We start from the raw sequence: 18,784 nt of genomic DNA, 5'->3' as shown, positions 1-18,784 counted from the left end.
CTGGGAGACCGGACCCGGCGCCATGCTCGACGCCCCCAACACCCGCGAGCTCGCCGAATTCGTCGGTAGCGGGCTGTAACGCCGGCCCGCTCCGCCTGCCCCGCCTTCCGCAAACCCCAACGAAAATCAAAGGACGCCACCCGGATGAAACGCCCGCTTTCCCCGCGCATCGGCACTCTCGCCGCCGCCCTGCTCTCGCTCGCATTGCTGACGCCGACGCTGACCGGCGCGGCCCAGGCCGACGCCCTCGCCGACATCAAGGCGCGCGGCGCCGTCAAGGTCGCCATCGACCTCGGCCTGCCGCCCTACGGCATGATCGACGCCAACCTGAAGCCGGTCGGCTCCGACGTCGAAGTGGCCGAGCTGCTGGCCGGGGACCTCGGCGTCAAGCTCGACATCGTCAAGGTGACCGGCGCCAACCGGGTGCCCTTCCTGCTCAGCGGCCAGACCGACATCGTCATCTCCTCCTTCTCGATCAACGAGGAGCGCAAGAAGGTCATCGACTTCTCCAGGCCCTACGGCCTGCTGCAGAACGTGATCGCCGCGCCGGCGAGCCTGAAGATCGAAGGCTTCCCCGACCTCGCCGGCAAGCGCGTCGTCGTCACCCGCGGCACCACCGCCGACAAGGTGCTGACCACCAACGGCAAGGGCGCCGACATCCTGCGCTATGACGACGACGCCACGCTGGTGACCGCCGTCATCTCCGGCCAGGCCGACATCGCCGCCAACACGCCCACCGTGATCGCCGCCATCAAGGAGAAGCGCCCGGCCGATCCGCTGGAGGTGAAGTTCTCCATGGCGACCTTCCCCTATGCCATCGGTCTGCGCAAGAACGAGCCGGAGCTGCTTGCCTGGCTCGACGGCTGGGTCGAGGCCAACATGAAGAACGGCAAGCTCCCCGCCATCTACAAGAAGTGGCAGGGCATCGATCTGCCGGCGGACCTCGATTGACCGAACCGGCCCGACGGCGCGCCGGCAACACGACGCGCCGTCGGGACGACCGTTTCCGCCTCTCTCCCCAAGGCCCGCGCAGGCGCGGCCCCGTCCCGGATGGGTTTATCTCCCGCGCCTTCAGGAGCGCGTCGACGGGCTCGAAGGTTGCCCGCCGGCAAGGCCGCTCATCGCGCCCTCGCGGGCGGCCACCGGCGAGCCGCGGCCGCGGCGCTTGGCCGGCACTTCGAGCGTGCGACGTATGGTGTCGATCTCGCTCACCGGCCCATCGCCGTCGCCCGGCTGCATCCGCACGATGGACCCGCCTTCCAGGGGGGCGGGCGGCGCCTCGGCGGCGTCGACCGGCCGCAAGGCGGCGCCGGGGGTCTCCTCGATAGTCGCAATTTCCCGCGCCGCAATCTCACGCGCCACGATCTCCCGCGCCATCTCCCAGTGCAGCTGGTCGCGCCCGTGCGGACAGCCTTCCTCAAGCCAGAGATGATAGGCCCGTTCGCGGATTTTCTGCTCACGGTCGTCCATCGGCGTCCTCCTCCTCGTTGTTGTCGAGGGAGAACGTGCCGGCGCGGCGGGCGTTCCTGCCGGCGCGCACCTGTCACGCGCATGGGAACCGGCCGCGGGGACCCGGCCGCGGGGAGCCGGATGGCGAACCGCCCGCCCGCTACAGCCGCGCCAGCGTCATCCCGAACCGGGTGTCGGCATATTTCTCCAGCGCGGCGATGGCGCCGTCATTGGCGCCGGCATCGTTGAAGTCGCGATAGAGCGAGCTGCCGTCATTGGTGTCCGGCAGGCTCGCCAGCCGGTAATCGGGGTGCACCACATAGACCGGCACGCGATGGACGGCCGTGTGCCACTTGAACCACAGGTCGTCGGCCGTCGGCGCCGCCTTCAGCGCGGTCAGCATGTCGAGCACGGCGGGATGGAAGAAGGAGGGGTGATACAGCACCCCGTCCTTGCCGGTCGGCAGCAGGAACACGCTCGGATTGTCGGCGATGATCTGCTCGGGCCACCGCTTGTAGGGCAGGAAGGCGTTCTCGCCCCGCGCCATCTGGTGGCCGCGGAAGCTGACGATGCAGTGGTGCCGGCGATAATAATGCACCAGCGTCGACAGCCAGTGCGACGGGTAGATCGTGTCGTCGTCGGCGGTGGCGAGCAGCGAGGACCGGCACAGCGGATCGGCCAGCAGCGGCAGCAGCTTGCGATAGGGGCCGGTATTGGGCACGCGGCACCATTTGAGCCGGGGATCGCCCAGCAGCTCCCGGCAGTCCGGGGGGATCTCGTCGACGCCCTCGTCGAGCAGGTAGGGCTCGCGCGAGGTGAAGACGCGGATCTCGAAATGCGGGTGATCCTGCTGGAGCAGGCTTTCCAGCGTCAGGTGCAGCTTGTCTTGCCGGGCTCGGATCGAGGTGAGCCCAATGATGACCTTGTCCATATCTTCACTCCGAGCCGGGGCGTCCTGGACGGGCGGCGCGAGGCACCGGCCACGTCCTGCGATGGGGAGGTGGCTACGACAGCAGGTTCTCCGAGCGCAGCGGCCACGGGACGGCCACCGGGTCGGCGACCGGATCGACCCGCCGCCCATCCAGCACCGGCACCCGGATCCGCCTCGCGAAGGCGTCGCGGAACAGCGCGAGATATTCCGGCCGGGTGCGGCGAACCGCATTGGACAGGCTGGCCGGGCCGGCGAAGCAGAAGGTCAGCGGGCAATCGATATGCGCGTACACATGCGGCCCATAGGCCGCGCGGAGACGTTCGCGGAACTCGACGTCGCCGCGCGAGCGGACCGGCGCGAAACCGCCGATGACGTCGAAGATGTCGCGCCGAAACACCGAGGTCATGGTGCCGTCGCCGAGCAGTTCGAGCGTGTGCTCGAATTGCAGCCGCGCCAGCTGATCGATCCTGAGATGCGCGCTGGTGCACAATTTCAGCATCGGCGAGCGCGCCAGCACGCCGATCTGGGCTTCCAGCCGCTGGGGATGCGCATAATCGTCGCCGTCATGGATGGCGACGAACGTCCCGGTGGCGATCTCCAGCGCGCGGTTGCGGCCCGCATAGGGCCCCTCGTTGCGCGGCACGCGCAGGAAGTCGATGCGCGGATCGGCCGCCGCCAGCGCCTCGATCTCCACCGAGGGCACCGCGTCGCTGGCATCGTCGACCAGGATGATCTCGATGTCCTGATAGGTCTGCCGGACCAGCGAGGCGAGCGAACTGGCGAGCAGGTTCAGGTCGGGATTGTAGACGGTGACGATGATACTGACGCGGCCATGCTCCGCCACCGCCGCCGGCGGCAGCGGCTGGCGGGTGAAGTCCTCGAACAGCGCATCGATGGTGTCGCCGGCGAAGGAGATCGGCGCGATGCCGAACGGCTCGCCCCAGCGGGCGAAGGCACGCTCCAGCGGCTGCATGTTGCGGTGGTAGCTGGCGGCGACGATGCCATGGGCGTCGTTGGTCGATTCCAGATTGTCGATGCCGGCGCCGTCGAGATGGCGGATCGCCACCCGGTCGTCGAGCAGGATGGCGAGCGCCAGCGTCTCGGTCAGCGCCGCATGCGTGGGATAGCGGACCGCGCCGGGCGGGATGTCGAGCCGGGTGATCTCGTAGGTATAGGTGCGCAGCTGGGCCAGCAGCTGGTTCACGTCGCGGCGCTCGGCGAAATAGAGGTTGAGGAGCTGCGTGAACGTGCCCGCCTCGCCCTCCAGCAGCGCCGCGATCATCCGGTCCATCAGCGGCGCGACGAAGAGCGGCGCGTCGGAATCGTGGCGCAAGAGCGCCAGCTGGCGCTGCAGCTTGCCGGCATGGACGAGCGCGGCACCCACCGTCTCGGCGACATCGGGATCGGCCAGCACGTCCTTGTGCGGCGACCGCTCGATCATGCCGACCAGCACCGCCATGGCCTGGGCCGATCCGTAGCGCCGGCAGGCGGACACCAGCCGGGCGACCGACAGGGCGTCCGGCTGGCGCAGAATCTCCGCCGCGCCGGCCATCAGCACCGCCGCGAGATCGGTGGTCGGGAGCGTCATCGCCACCGCCTCGAAGAGCGGCATGACGAGGCTCGGCCCGCGCGTCAGCAGCACCGGCAGGTGGAGGCCCAGCGCCTCGCCGACCTCCTCCTGCAGGCCGACCGCCCTGCAGCAATCGAGCAGGCCGAGAAACGCCTCGTCGTCGAGCGCCAGCACCTCGGCGGGATGCCGGAGGAAATCGCCGAGATAGGAGGCGACGACCGCGAGATGGCCGCGGCGGGCGCATTCCTGCAGGCGCGGGAAGAAGTCCGGCGACTGCCGCAGCTCCCGCGTCGCCTCCATGCCGAGCGACAGCGAGGAGACCAGCGCGACGTCGTCGGAATTGCGCGGCAGCTGCAGCATGCCATAGGCTTCGGCGGCGCCGGCCCAGTTCTCCAGCACATGGGCGGCAAAGCCCATCGCCCGCGCCGTCAGCGAGACGGCGAACTGCCGGAGCATCGGCCTGGCGGCGATGTCGTTGAGAAGCGCCAGCGCGGAATCGCCCTCGCCGACCAGATGGAAGGCATGCGTGGTCGCCAGCACCACCCGCGTCTCGTCGCCGGGCGCAAAGCGCGTCGCCGCATCGACGAGGTCGGCCAGCCGGTAGCAGCCGCGCTCCCTGAGGCCGAGATAGCAGGTCGGCAGCGACGAATTGGCGGAGAGGGAGAATTCCTCGCGGCCGGGATGGTAGCGCAGCGCGCTCATCACCACCGAGCGCTCGCCGGCCATGACATATTCGCGCAGGCAGCGGGCGACATAGTCGGCCGGATATTGAAACTGCCGCGACATGAAGATGACCGGCGTCGAGGCCGGCCAGCCGGAACCCGCGATCTCCGCCCACGCCTCGGCCGAGCCATCCGCCTCGGGATCGTCGGAAAGCGGCGCATGGATCACCCACGCGCCGGGTGGCACCTCGATGGTGGCGTCGGCATCGCCTTCCCGGACGATGACGCAGCTCGGATCGGCATAGGCCTCGTCGATCGCGGCACGGGCGGCGGTGAGGAATTCCGTCCCCGACCAGGCGGTGGCGGACGGCGCGAGGGCCACCGCCTGCGCGGCGCCGGCAACGTCGCCGCAGACATGGATCGCGGCATCGGCCTCGCGCGGCAGGAATCCCGCCTGTGCGGCGCCGAGGCTCTCGTCGGCGAAGCGCATCACCGTGCCGATGCTCGGCCCGGCGGATTTCAGCAGGCGCGGCCAATAGCCGAGTGCCGCGGTCGGCAGGGTGCGGTGCTCGCGCAGCACCACGAAGCAGCGGCCGCTCGGTGCGGATTCGGCGATGTGGCGGGCGATGGCCGCGGCATCCGATCCCGCCGTCTCGGGGATCGGTACGATCGTGCATCCGAGCGCGGCGAGCCGGGCCCGTTCGGCCTCACTGTACACCTCACCGGACAGCACGATGGCGATCTCGCCGAAGACCGGACCGCCTTCGTCCTCGAGCGGCAGCTGGTCCAGCGTCATCCACAGCGCCACCGCCTCGAAGGCGGTAGCGGCGACAACGGAGGCGGCGGGAGAAGCGGCGTCGAGCAGCGGCGCATAGGCGGCGGGCAGCTCGCCCTTGGCGGCGAGGTCGAGCCCGTCCGCCTCACCCTCGATCACCCGCAGCCGGTAGGCCTCCGAGAGCGCGGCGACATAGGAACGGTCCGCGCCCTCCTTCCAGCCGGCGAGGAAGGCCTCATAGCCAAGCCATTGCGTGCGCAGCACGAAATCCAGTGCGAGGAAGCGATGCACCGCCGCGCGGCCGCTGCCGCGGGCGATCGAGCGGGCGACGAGATAGGCCTGCGGGAGACGGCCGGTCGCGACCAGCGCGTCGATCTCGCCAACCCGGCCGACCGTGACCCGTATATTGGCGAGATCGACCACCTGCGGCCTGCCGGGCAGCAGGGCGCCGCCTCCGACCACGCGGGCCTCCACCAGCGCGAGCGAGCCCTTGCGCAGGTTGAGGCTGGACAGGTCGAAGCGAAAGCCGACCGGAATCTCGAACTTGAACTGCGCCTCCCGCGGATAGACCCGCTGGCCGGCGAAGCTGCGCTGGACCGAGGTGCCGTCGACCACCAGCTCGATTTCGAGCGGATCGGCCGGATTGGCGAGGTCGACCGCCCAACCCTCGACGATGGCGGGGGGCGTGAAGCGCCAGACCCCGGCAAAATCCGGCCGGGCGGTATCTCCATCCGGGGCGACCTCGCCGCGGGCAAGGTCGCTCAACCGCCGGCGCACCCGCGGATCGAGGACCGGCAGCGCGTTGGCGGGCGAGCGCCCCGCCGAACCCTGCAGCGGCGACGCCGGATCGGCGACGCCCGGCAGGCCGGTGAGCAGCACGGATCGGGAGCCGATCCGCACATGGGTCAACCGGGACAGGAATTTCCGCGCGTCCTGCCTGCCCAGGCTGCCGCGCGCGGTGAAGCCATCGGCATCGACCGCGAGCTCGACGCTCTGGCGAACCAGCTCGTCCTCGACGAGGTCCACGCGGACCCGAGGCGGGATCGCCGTCCCCGATTTCAGCACCAGAACGTGGTCGCCCTGCGCGCCCGGCTCCAGCCTGGCGGCGAGGCTGTCGACGACCGGGTGGCGGCCACCGACGGGCGGCAGCTTAAGCCCGCGCGGATAGCTGACGATGTCGATCTGCGACGCCAGCCAGGCCTCGGCGCTCGACGCCGGCGGCAGACTGAACTCGAACCGGCCGCGCACGTCGCCGACGCTGCGGGTGGCGGCGGTCTGCACTTCCGCCCCGTCGATGACCAGACTGAGCTCCAGCGGCGCATCCGGCGCCGACGGGTCGATGGCCCATCCGGCAAGCCGGCCGTCCTTGGCCGGGTGCAGCTCGCCCTCCAGTCGCGGCGTCTCGGCCTTGCGAAGGGTGAGCATCTGGGTGCCGAGCGGCACGCGTTCATTGGCGAGGGCGTAGACCGTGACCTTGTGCTCGGCGTCGTCGAAGAACTCGGCGGGCGGGCCGCTGAAGCGGAATCCGGCATTGCGCCGCGCGTCCAGCTGGAGCGGCTGGTCGGCCTCCTGCCGGTCGATGAGGATGTCGTCGATTTCCAGTTCGACGACCAGCGGCCGGCCCAGGTCGGTCACCCAGCCGGCGGCACCGGCAAGGCCGATTTCCGTGATCTCGCCGAACAGCGTGCGGCCCTTGACGGTGAACGTCGTCTTGTCGGTCCGCAGCCAGCCGTCATGGATGAGGCGGCCGGACTTGCTGTCCTTCAAGGTGAGGCGATGCGTCTCCCCATCCCAGAATTCGAGAGGCAGGGCGGTATGGAAGCCGACCCGGAGCTGGTTGCCGACCTGGCCGTCCACATCCTTGCGGGCGATCTCGCAGGGAATGTTCTTTGCCGGTTTATGATCGACGAACATGTTGAGCACGAGCGACTGGGTGAGGTCCTCGGAATCATAGGCCCAGCCGGTGATGCGCTCGGCGGTGAACGCGGTGATTCGCGCCCTCAGCTTGCCGTCGCGCTCGCCCACGTTCAGCGTGAAGCGGCCGCGCGGGATGGTGGAGCCGTCGGCGGCGGCCGCGACGTCCACCTCATATTGCCCCGGCGGTATGGAGGGCGGCGGCGAGAAGAGGAAGCCATGATTGCCGTGGCCGCCGAAGCCTTTGGCAATGTCGGGACGATGAACGTCGGCGGGAATTTCGAATTCGTAGCCAGCGATCGAAATGCGAATGATCTGGATCGCGTCCGGTGAATCGACGTCCAGCACCCAGCCCCACACTTCGCCTGTGGGTCGGACGCCGTTGACATCACCCTTAATCAGCATGAACAACTCCTCACAAGCCGCTGCCAGCTATAGCAACTGCCAGCGACAGAACCAAGCAGCCGGGCGGATGGCGACCTGATGGCGCCCGTTCGCCGACGCAGTCCCCGCGCAAGGGCGCGAAGGAGCGGTTGATGGAACCGCGCCATCCCTACATGATCGGGCGACCGATCGATCCGGGCCGGACGAGAGCAAGCCATCATGACCGACAAGGCGACGGAATTTTCCTCCGGGCTCTATTGGGAAAAGCGCTATGCCTCGGGCGGCTATTCCGGGGCCGGCTCCCGCGGCGTTCTCGCCAACTACAAGACCGCATTCATCAATCGTTTCATCCGGCTGAACGCCATCGGCTCGGTCGTCGATTTCGGCTGCGGCGACGGGCAGCAGATTTCGCAGCTCCGGGCACGAACCTATCTCGGCCTCGACGTCTCGCCGACGGCGATCGAGATCTGCCGCGCCCAATACCACGATCGGCCCAGCTGGGCGTTCCAGCCCTACGATAGCTATGAACCCGGGGCGGGCAGGCACGACCTCGCCCTCTCGCTCGACGTGATCTATCATCTGGTCGAGGATGCGGCCTACGAGGCCTATATGCGCAAGCTGTTCGATTCGGCGCAGCGCCATGTTCTCGTCTACGCCTCGGACTGGGACATGCCGGGACATGTGCAGCATATCCGCCACCGCTGGTTCAGCGGCTGGGTGGCGCGCGAGCGTCCCGACTGGCGGGTGGTCGGTCGTCCCGTCAACCCCTACCCATTCGACGAAACCAACGATCTGAACACCACCTTCGCGAGCTTCACGGTCTTCGAATTGACCACTCCGACCGGGCGGAAGGCCGGGAAGAGAAAAAAGAAGTGAGCGCGGCGGTCGCGTGCCCTGCCGGACACGGCCACGGCTCCCGGCTTGCAAGATCTCCCGCCATCACTAAAAGCTAGACGGATTATCTGCAGGCGATTTCCGACGATTTGCGCATGCGCGCGTCGTCTCTGCCCCTTTCGCGTTTTGCGAGCCTGGCCGCGTCGAGGTCTTCCACCTTCGGCGGCCGTTCGGGGTGCATTGGAGCAATGAGGGCGTGGTGTCCGGCCGATGAGAACAATTCTGCATGTGGGAACCCACAAGACGGGAACCACCAGCATCCAGCAATTCGCACGCCGGCATGAGCAGAAGCTGCGGTCGAGCGGCCTGCTCTATCCCGGCTACGAGCTGATCGGCGGCCCCCGGCACTATGCCCATCACGACTTTTCCCACGCGATAGCCGGGACCCGCTCGCTCCTTACCCTCGACCAGGTCGAGGCGTTCGTCGCGGCGATCGCCGCCGAGGATACCGGCGATATCGACCAGGTGCTGCTCAGTGCCGAGCCGATGTACCGCCACCTCATCGGCGCCAAGGACAGCGACGCCAGCCGCTATTGGCAAGGCCGGGAAGCCTATATCGCCCGGCTCGCGCAAATGACGGAACCGCTCAAGCCGGAGATACTGATCGTATTGCGGCGCCAGGACGATTTCGCCCGGTCCCTGTATCAGGAGAACGTCAGGGTCAAACACATAAAGGACGGATTTCGCGAATTCCTTGAAAATCGCCTGCCCTTCTTCCAATATAGGGAACAGATAGACCTATTCAAAAAGTACTTTGAAATTGTCGATATTGTCACATTTGAGGATTTGATCGTTGGCGGCAACCTTGTCACAAATTTCTTTAGCCATCTTGGCGTCAAAATAGGCACCGAGGGACCTATTGCGGAATTCAACGAAAGCCTTCCGATGGAACTGGTGGCGTTCAAGAGTCAGCTCAACAGGAGCGGGCTGACGAAGCAGCAACTGTCCACTCTCGGGGGCTTGGTCTCGGAGCTCGGGCGACGCAAGGAGTCGCCGTTCCCGCGGCGCACAAATGTCGACTGGATTTCCGCCCCGGAGATGGCGGCCTTCATGCAACGTTTCGAGGTGGCCAATGCCGAGGTGCTCGATATGATGAGTAAACCGCCCGATCGCGCGACGCTGTTCCCTCCTGCACGAATGCGCTCGGAGGTATTCGAGGGATTGCCGGCTGAACGTATGATGCAGATCAACGCACTGATGTTGCGGCAATTGCTCGCGAAAATCCCGACTTGATTCCAGTCGCCCCTCACGTATCTGGCCGTTGCCGCGGCCTGGTTTATCCCGCCGGCGCGAACACGGCTTCGGCAAGCGGCACAAATCTTGATTGTCGCCGCAGCGGGCAGGTTGCGGTGCGGAGAGGGAAGACTGGCATACCGTCGTCGGTGTTATATGTTCTCAATCCGTCAGGGGTATTGAGGTTTGAAGTTGCAGGAGTGTTCTGATTGATGGCAGGGAGGGGCAGAAGATCTGCCGCAATGCAGCGTCAGTTGTTCGGGACTAGAGAGTGAGCGGCTGGATGGCTCGTGGCGTCAATCGATCTCAGCCTGAGGTGGCGATCCTCGGATATGCCTGCAGGCTCCCGGGCGCGAACTCGCCTGACGAATTCTGGAACGTCCTGACCAATGGCACCTGCACGGTTTCCGACCGGCCCGAGGGCCGTTGGGACGTCGAGCGCTTCCTGCATCCCGGCCCCGCGCCCGGCTACAGCTACACATTCGCGGGCGGCTACCTGGACGAGGTCCTCGGCTTCGATACCGGCGTTTTCGGCGTGTCCCCGCGCGAGGCGGCGCAGATCGACCCGCAGCAGCGGCTGCTGCTCGAAGTGGTCTGGGAAGCGCTGGAAAATGCCGGGATGGTGCCCTCCCGCCTGACCGGCGACGGCATCGGCGTCTATGTCGGCGCCTCCAATGTCGACTACCAGACGCATAGCTCGACCGATCTCGCGGCGATCCAGAGCCATTTCATCGCCGGCAACTCGCTTTCCATCATCGCCAACCGCGTCTCCTACGCCTTCGACTGGTCCGGCCCCAGCATGACGATCGACGCGGCCTGCGCCTCGTCCTTCGTGGCGCTGCACCAGGCGTTGCGCGCGCTGCGCGACGGCGAGGTCGACATGGCGGTGGTGGCGGGCGTCAATCTGCTGCTGTCGCCGGCCCCCTTCATCGGCTTTTCCGCCGCGCACATGCTGTCGCCGACCGGCCGGTGCCGGCCGTTCTCGGCCAGGGGCGACGGCTATGTCCGCTCCGAAGGGCTCGCCGCCCTCGTGCTGCGCCGGCTTCCCGACGCCCGCGCCAATGGCGAGGCGGTGCGCTCGGTGATCCTCGGCTCGGGGGTGAATTCCGACGGGCGCACGGTCGGCATTTCCCTGCCGTCGGCTGCCGGCCAGCGGGATCTGCTGGAGTCGGTCTATGCGGAAATGGAGCTTTCCGTCGATCGCCTCGCCTTCATCGAAGCGCACGGCACGGGAACGCCGGTGGGCGATCCCGTCGAGGCGGGGGCGATCGCAGCCGCCATCGCGCAGAAGCGCAGCGCGCCGCTGCCGATCGGATCGGCCAAGTCGAATGTCGGGCATCTGGAGCCCGTTTCGGGTCTCGTGGGCCTGCTGAAGGCCTCGATGGCGCTGCAGCAGCGCTGGCTCCCGAAGACGCTGTTCCTCGACGAACTCAATCCGAACATCGATTTCGCCGCGCTCAATCTCGCGCCCGTCGCCGAGCCGATCGCGCTGCCGCAGGGCGCGCCGCTGCTGGCCGGCGTGTGCAATTTCGGCTTTGGCGGCACCAACGCCCATATCGTGCTGCGCGGCCCGACGCCCGAGGAGGCCGCGGGCGCGGTCGTCGACCGCGAACCGGCGGCGCAGGTTCTGGTTCTGTCCGCCCAAAGCGGCGAGGCGCTGTCCGCCATGGCGGGACGCTATGCCGAGGCGGTGGAGCAGGCCGCCGTCCCGCTGCCGCGGCTCGCCAATGCGGCGGCGCATCGGCGCGAGCGCCTGGAGCACCGGCTGGCGATCCCGCTCGGCTCGACGAGCGAGGTCGCGCGAGCGCTGCGGGAGATCGGCGCGGGCACGGCGCCCTCGCTGGGCGCCAGGGGACGCGCCCTGCGCGCGAACGGCAGGATCGCCTTCGTCTTTGCCGGCAATGGCTGCCAATGGGCCGGCATGGGACGCCGGGCCTATGCGCGCAACGCCGCTTTTCGCGCGCATATCGACCTCATCGACGCGCAGTTCGAACCGCTGGCCGGCTGGTCGGTGCGGGAGATGCTGCACAGCCCCGACATCGTGCCGAAGCTGGCCGAGACGTCGACGGCCCAGCCGCTTCTGTTCGCGATCCAGGCGGCGGTGGTGGCGGCGCTGCGTGTCGTGGGCGTCGAGCCGCACATGGTTCTCGGCCACAGCGTCGGCGAAGTGGCGGCGGCCTGGGCGAGCGGCGCGCTGAGCCTTCAGGCGGCGGTGCGCCTCATCCATCTGCGCAGCCTGCACCAGGAGAGGATCCGCGGCCAGGGACGCATGGCCGTTGCCGCCACCGGCGCCGCCAATGTCCAGGCCTTCCTCGATCGCCACGGCCTCGACCGGATCGCCATCGCCGCGATCAACGGCCCGGCCTCGGTGACGGTGAGCGGACCGGCCGACGACATCAAGACCGCCCTGCAGCGGATGCGCCAGGAGCGTATCCCGGCCCTGCTGATGGACCTCGACTATCCCTTCCATTCGGCGATCCTCGATCCGCTCGAAGGCGAGATGATCGAGGATCTGGGAGACCTCGGCGCCACGCCCGGCCGCGTGCCGTTCATCTCCACCGTCACCGGCGACGTGATGGACGGGACGGCCTGCGACGCCGACTACTGGTGGCGCAATATCCGCCAGCCGGTGCTGTTCTCGGCGGCGGTGGAACGGGCGGCGGATCTCGGCGCCTCGGTCTTCCTGGAGATATCCCCGCGCCCGATCCTCACCGGCCCGATCGCCGAGACGCTGAAGGCGCTGGACAAGCCGGGCGAGGCGGTCGCCGGCCTCACCGAGGACGACGGCGAGGCCGATCCGATATGGGACATCGGCGCTCGGCTGCTGGTCTGCGGTGCCGAGGTGAATGCGGCGGCCATGTTCGGCGAGCCGGGCACCAACACGGTCGACCTGCCGCTCTATCCCTGGCAGCATTCGCGCCACAGCCTGCCGCAGACCTCCGAGCGGCTGCAGGTGTTCGGCGCCAATTTCAACGTCGCCCCGCGCCGTCATCCGCTGATCGGCTCGCGCGTCTGCGAGGGCTCGACCGAGTGGCGGCAGGCGCTCGACACGCGAATGGTGCCCTATCTCGCCGACCATGTGGTCGACGGCACCCCGATCATGCCGGCCGCCTGCTATCTGGAGATGATCCTCGCCGTCGGCCGGGACGTCCATGGCGCGGTGCCGCTCAGCGTGCGCGACCTCGACATCGAGCGGCCGATGACCCTCGGCCCCGAGGTGATGCGCGAGATTTCGATGCGCTACACCCCCGAGACGAGCGTCGTCGAGATCTGGAGCCGCAAGCGGCTGACCGCCGAGGAGTGGGTCCGCCACGCCCATGGCCAGATGCTGCCCTTCACCGGCGAAACCGGCCCTCTGCCGGAGGGCCCGAGCACGCAGGGACGCTGGATCAACGGTCCGGCGGAGGTCTACGCCGCCACGCGGCGGGCGCGGCTGGACTACGGCCCGAGCTTCCAGCGGGTGACCCGGCTGGAGCGCGACCCCGATGCGCAGGTCATCGAGCTCAACGACGTCGAGCCGCCGCTCGGGGCGTTCTCCGCCGAGCATGTGCTCGATCCGACCGCGCTGGACGCCAGCTTCCATGGGCTGATGCTGTCGCGCACCACGATCGAAGGCGAGGTGCGCTGCGACCTTCCGGTCCGGCTCAGGTCGGTCACGGTGCTGAAGCCGCACAGCCCGGTCCGTCGGGCGGTGGTGCGACGCACCTATGAAACCAGCACGTCGACCACGGTCGATGTCGCACTGTTCGGGCCCGATGGCGACCTGGTCGCGCTGCTGGACAACATCTACCTGCGGGCCGTCGTGCTGTCGCGCCGCAGTGCCGACCAGCGGGTCCTGCGGCTGGACGAGGTGCTGAGCCAGTCGCGCACCGTGCCGGCGGCGCTCGATCTCGCCGGCGCCGCACCGGCCAGGGAGACCGCCGCGCCGGACGTCTGGCTGCTGCTCCAGGCCTTCACGCTGTCGCTGGTGCGGCAGTGGCTGGATCGCCGGGAAGCCGAGGGCGACGGAATAGCCGCCGCCGCCTCATCGGTGGCAGGGCGCGCACGGGCGCTGGTGGAGCATTTCGAGGCGAAGGACGGCCGGCTGGATCTGCCGCCGCCCGAGGCGATCCTCGCCGCGATGGTCGAAAGCGCGCCGTCGGCTCAGGCGGAGATCGTGCTCGCCTCCCATGCGCTGGCGCATCTGGAGACCGCCTGCGCCACCGGCGAGTGCATGAAGCTGACCGCCTCGCAGAAGGCGCAGGTGGAGGCCGAGCTGTCGATCCTCGCCGCCGGCCGCGAACATCTGGCCGCGGCGCTGGCGGCGGCGGTCAAGTCCAGCGCGCCGGCGCCGCTCTCGGTGCTGTGGACGCCGCCCCTGGAGCTCGGGCATTGGCGGATGCTGCTGCCCTATCTGCGCCGGGACGCGATCACATTGTCGATCGCCACCGAGCGTCGCGAGGCCTATGACGCCTTCATCGCCCAGCACGGCCGCGGGCTGACCATCGGCCATGTCGACCTGCTCGCCGTGGAAGCCGTTGCCAGCCGTTTCGATCTGCTGCTCGGCGGCGATGCCGCCACGACCCGGTCCGCCGCCCGATGGCTGAAGCCGGGCGGCATGGTGGCGCAGCTCGACTTGAAATCCGAACCGACCGCCGATTTCCTGCTCTCCCTCGCGGGGATGGCGGAGGAGGCGGCCAACCATGGCGAGGGGGTGCGCCCCTTCAACATCATGGTGCTGCGGGACCAGTTCCGGCTCGAGAAGCCGCTGCACGAATGGAGCGACGGCTTCACCCGCCTGGCCATCGGCCGGATCGCGCCGAAGGAGGCGGAAGCCTTCGCTCCGGTGTCGATCCTGGCGCGCGTTTCGGACGACGCCGCCTCCCGCGGGGTCATCCGCGAGCTCGCCGATATCACCGACGTCACCGTGACCGGCGAAGGTCTCGATGTCGCCGATATCGAGGGCGCGACCGATATCCTCCACTTCGTCGGCACCGATATCACCGCCGATGCGGCGAGCGAGGCGCTCAAGCGGCGGCTTCTCGAACTGGTCGCCAGCCTTGCCGCGATCACGCCCGGCATCGAGCGGCTGCGCTATTGGGTGGTGCTGGGAGTGTCGAGCGGAATCGGCGAGGAGCTCGCCGTGGCGCATTCGTTGCGCGCCTTCGCCCGCGTGGCCCGCAACGAATTCCCGATGATCGACATCCGCGTCGTCGAGTTCGATGCCGGGGTGCCGGCGGCGACGGTCGCCGTCGACCTTGCCGCCACCATCATGCGCGGCTCGCCGGAGAGCGAGCTGCGTATCGACGAGGTGGGTATCTTCGTACCCCGCGCGCGACGCGGGGCACGCCAGCAGATCGAGCCGGTTTCCGCCACGGCGCGCGCCGTCCTGCGGCCGAAGAACGCGCTGTCGGCGCATGAACTCGCCTGGAGCCTGGAGCCGCGGCCGGCGCCGCAGGACGACGAGGTCGAGATCGAGGTCGCCTATACCGGCCTCAATTTCCGCGACGTGATGGTGGCCTTCGGCATCCTCGACGAGGACCTGCTGTCGGGCGGCCTGACGCGGGCGGCCTTCGGGTTCGAATGTTCCGGCACGGTGACCCGCGTCGGGCCGAACTGCCGCGGCTTCGTGCCCGGCGAGCGGGTCATGGCCTTCATGTCGAACGCCTTCGCGTCCCATGTCACGGCGTCGCCGGCGCATGTGCAGAAGGTGCCGGACGGCATCTCGCTGGAGGAGGCGGCGACGATACCGGTCGCCTTCGCCACGGCGTGGTACGCGCTGGAGGAAGTGGCGCGGCTGCGTGCCGGCGACCGGGTGCTCGTTCACGGTGCCGTCGGCGCGGTGGGAATGGCGGCGATCCAGATCGCCCGGCGGCGCGGCGCCATCGTCTATGCGACGGCCGGCACGGCGGCGCGGCGGGCGCTCGCCTGCGCGATGGGAGCCGAGCAGGCGTTCGATTCCCGCTCGCTCGACTTCGTCGATGCGCTCAGGCAGATCGGCGGCGTGGACGTGGTGCTGAACTCGCTGTCGGGCGAGGCGATGCGCGAAGGCGTGCGCGTGCTGCGCCCCTTCGGCCGCTTCCTCGAACTGGGCAAGCGCGACTATCTCAACAACACGGCGCTGCAGCTGCGGCCGTTCGTGCACAATCTGAGCTATTTCGGCATCGACCTGGACGAACTGCTCAAGCACGACGTCGATTGCGTGGCCCGGATCATGGGCGCGCTGGGCGAGCATCTCGCGGACGGGACGCTGCGCCCCCTGCCCTATCGCCGCTTCCTCGCCGAGGACGTGCCCGAGGCGCTGCATCTGATGCGCGGCGCCGAGCATTTCGGCAAGCTCATCGTGCAGCCGGCCGGCTCGGGCGTGGCGCCGCCGCGCGCCTTCCGCGCCGCCGCCGACGGCGTGCATCTGGTGGTCGGCGGGACGGCCGGCTTCGGGCTCGCGACCGCCTTCTGGCTCGCTGACCGCGGCGCGACCTGCATCGCGGTGGCCTCGCGGCGCGGCCGGATCGATCCGGCCTTCGCCGAGACGGTCACCGCCTATGCGGCGCGCGGCGTGACCATCGCGGCGTACAGGCTCGACGTGACCGATGCCTCGGCGGTCGAGCGCCTTGTCGGCGAACTGGTCGACGATTTCGGCGCCGTGCGCGGGGTGATCCATACCGCGATGGTGCTCGACGACGGCATGCTGTCGAGCCTCACGAGCGCCGGGCTGGACACCGTCCTGAAGCCGAAGGTGGACGGCGTGCTGGCGCTCGACCGGGCGACGCGGCCGTGCGCGCTGGATTATTTCGTCGTCTATTCCTCCGCCACGACGCTGATCGGCAGTCCGGGACAAGGGGCCTATGTCGCCGCCAATGCCTTCCTCGAAGGCGTGGCACGCCGTCGCCGGCTGGAAGGCCTGCCGGCGATCGCCATCGGCTGGGGCGCCATTTCCGATATCGGCGTGATCGCGCGCGACGCCGAGCTCGCCGAGCGGTTGCGGCGCACCACGGGCGTGGCCGGCATCACCTCGGCCGACGGGCTGGCGCAGCTCGGCCGGCTGCTCGCCGAGCAGGACCGTCTCGGCCCGGTGCATTTCTTCGCCGATATCGGGCATTCCATGGTGGCGGAGAAGCTCGCCATCCTGACCTCGCCGGCGTTTGCCGGCCTGCTGGCCGCCGAGGGCCGCGATTCCGAGGGCGGCGACGTCGACCTCGCGAGCCGGCTCGCGGACAAGACCGAGGCCGAGGCGAAGCTGATCCTCGGCGACGTCATCGCGCGGGAAATCGCCAAGATCCTGCGTCTCGCCCCCGAGGCGGTGGACATCAAGCGGCCGCTGGGCGAGCTCGGCATGGACTCGCTGATGGCGCTGGAACTGCGGCTTGCGCTCGAGCAAAGCTGCGGCATCGAGATGCCGATCATCTCGATCAGCGACCGGACGGTCGAGGATATCGTGGTGCAGGCGCTGCCGTTGATTCACGGCGGCGAGGGCAACCAGGCCGACACGCCGGCGGCGATGGATGCGATCGCCGCCGCCAAGCTGGAATCCTTCAGCCTGGCGCCGAGCGAGACCGACGGAACCGTGGCGGCCATCGCCCAGCTCGACTACAGCGGAGAACGTCTGACATGACGGGGGGCGACACGCAGAAGCGGCTATCGCAGGGCCAGGTCGGCGCACTCATCGACCAGATGCGGTCGGTCAAGCCCGGCGCCGCGGCGGTCGCGCCGCAGCAGCCCAAGGCGCAGAGCTTCACCCAGCTTCCGGCCTATCAGGGCATGGTGCAGCAGAAGGCGGTCGGCGAAACGCTGGGCATACGCAGCCCCTATTACCGCCTGCACGACGTCAAGGCCGGGCGCCACACCCGGATCGAGGGCCGTGACGTCCTCAATTTCACCTCCTACGACTATCTCGGCCTGAACGGCCACCCGGAGGTGACCGAGGCAGCGAACGCGGCGATCGAGGCATTCGGCACCTCGGTGTCGGGAAGCCGCATCACCTCCGGCGAGCGGCCGGTGCATGCGTCGCTGGAGCGGTCGCTGGCGACGCTCTACGACGCGGAGGACGCGGTGGTGTTCGTCAGCGGCCATGCGACGGCGGTCTCGGCCATCGCCGCGCTGCTCGGGCCCAAGGACCTGCTGCTGCACGATGCCTGGATCCATAATTGCGTGGCGGTCGGCGGCCGGCTCTCCGGGTGCGCGCGGCGTGCCTTCGCCCATAACGACCTGAACGAGCTGGAAGCCATCCTCGCCGCCGACCGCGGGCGCTTCGAGAACGTCATGATCGTGACCGAGGGGCTGTTCTCGATGGACGGGGACGGCCCGGACCTCGCCGCGCTGGCCGATCTCAAGGAACGCTACGGCTGCTGGCTGATGGTCGACGACGCGCATGGGCTCGGCGTGCTCGGGCGGACCGGGCGCGGCATTGCCGAGCATTGCGGGGTCGACCCGCGGCGGGTCGACATCTGGATGGGCACCTTGTCGAAGGCGCTGGCGAGCTGCGGCGGCTATGTCGCCGGCGCCGGGCCGCTGGTGGACATGCTCAAATTCGGCGCGCCGGGCCTCGTCTACAGCGTCGGCATGCCGGCGGCATCCGCCGCGGCGGCCGATGCGGCGCTGGCGGTGATGCTGCGCGAACCCGAGCGGCTCAGCCGGCTGCGCGACAACGGCCACGCCCTGGTCGCGCGCCTTGCCCAACAGGGCCTCGACTATGGTGGAGCCTGGGGCTACGGCGTGGTGCCGGTGATCATCGGCGACGCGCTCCAGACCATCATGCTCGCCGAACGCCTGCTGGAGCGCGGCATCTACGCGTTCCCGGTGCTCCCGCCGGGAGTGCCGAACCATTCGGCGCGGCTGCGCTTCTTCGTGTCGTCGGAGCACACGTCCGAAGACATCGAGCGCGCCGTCACGGCTCTCGTGGAGGAGAAGCGCGCCCTCGCCGAAGCTGGCCTGTCGATTGCGAACCTGTCGCAGCTTCTGGCCCAGCGAAACGGTGCCGCCCGCACGCGCTGAGG

At 68.9% G+C, this 18,784-nt stretch carries 8 protein-coding genes; 5 read left to right on the top strand and 3 right to left on the bottom strand.

Going from position 1 to position 18,784, the window contains the following annotated elements:
• The first annotated feature begins 144 nt into the window (after window positions 1–144).
• The gene (locus AC1RU4_RS19100; protein WP_492892709.1) at window positions 145–951 is read left to right on the top strand and encodes a transporter substrate-binding domain-containing protein; all 807 of its coding nucleotides are present in this window, start codon (window positions 145–147) and stop codon (window positions 949–951) included.
• 120 nt (window positions 952–1,071) lie between these two features.
• Here AC1RU4_RS19100 and AC1RU4_RS19095 read toward each other — a convergent pair whose 3' ends face one another.
• From AC1RU4_RS19095 to AC1RU4_RS19085, 3 genes are all read right to left on the bottom strand, one after another.
• Window positions 1,072–1,470, bottom strand: a complete 399-nt coding sequence (locus AC1RU4_RS19095) for a DUF2934 domain-containing protein (RefSeq protein WP_492892708.1) — start codon at window positions 1,468–1,470, stop codon at window positions 1,072–1,074.
• 139 nt (window positions 1,471–1,609) lie between these two features.
• Window positions 1,610–2,380 carry a glycosyltransferase family A protein gene (locus AC1RU4_RS19090; RefSeq protein ID WP_492892707.1) on the bottom strand — a complete coding sequence of 257 codons (771 nt, stop codon included), beginning with the start codon at window positions 2,378–2,380 and terminating at the stop codon, window positions 1,610–1,612.
• Window positions 2,381–2,453: 73 nt separating this feature from the next.
• Entirely contained in the window at window positions 2,454–7,706 is a 5,253-nt protein-coding gene (locus tag AC1RU4_RS19085) for a glycosyltransferase family 2 protein (protein WP_492892706.1), read from the bottom strand.
• A 198-nt stretch (window positions 7,707–7,904) separates the two neighbouring features.
• Between AC1RU4_RS19085 and AC1RU4_RS19080 the strand changes: the two genes are divergently transcribed.
• The 4 genes from AC1RU4_RS19080 (at window position 7,905) to AC1RU4_RS19065 (ending at window position 18,782) form a co-directional block, all read left to right on the top strand.
• Window positions 7,905–8,561: a class I SAM-dependent methyltransferase gene (locus AC1RU4_RS19080; RefSeq protein ID WP_492892705.1), complete on the top strand. Its 657-nt coding sequence runs from the start codon at window positions 7,905–7,907 to the stop codon at window positions 8,559–8,561.
• Between the two features lie 228 nt (window positions 8,562–8,789).
• The gene (locus tag AC1RU4_RS19075) at window positions 8,790–9,812 is read left to right on the top strand and encodes a hypothetical protein (RefSeq protein ID WP_492892704.1); all 1,023 of its coding nucleotides are present in this window, start codon (window positions 8,790–8,792) and stop codon (window positions 9,810–9,812) included.
• Between the two features lie 316 nt (window positions 9,813–10,128).
• Window positions 10,129–17,403, top strand: a complete 7,275-nt coding sequence (locus tag AC1RU4_RS19070; RefSeq protein WP_492892703.1) for an SDR family NAD(P)-dependent oxidoreductase — start codon at window positions 10,129–10,131, stop codon at window positions 17,401–17,403.
• Entirely contained in the window at window positions 17,400–18,782 is a 1,383-nt protein-coding gene (locus AC1RU4_RS19065) for an aminotransferase class I/II-fold pyridoxal phosphate-dependent enzyme (RefSeq protein WP_492892702.1), read from the top strand. Before AC1RU4_RS19070 ends, AC1RU4_RS19065 begins: the two co-directional genes overlap by 4 nt.
• The last annotated feature ends 2 nt before the right edge of the window (window positions 18,783–18,784 follow it).

It is taken from the genome of Ancylobacter sp. GW821-FHT10E12, from assembly GCF_058809335.1.
Note: the sequence above shows the minus strand (reverse complement) of the source record. Positions and strands in the feature narration are given on the sequence as shown.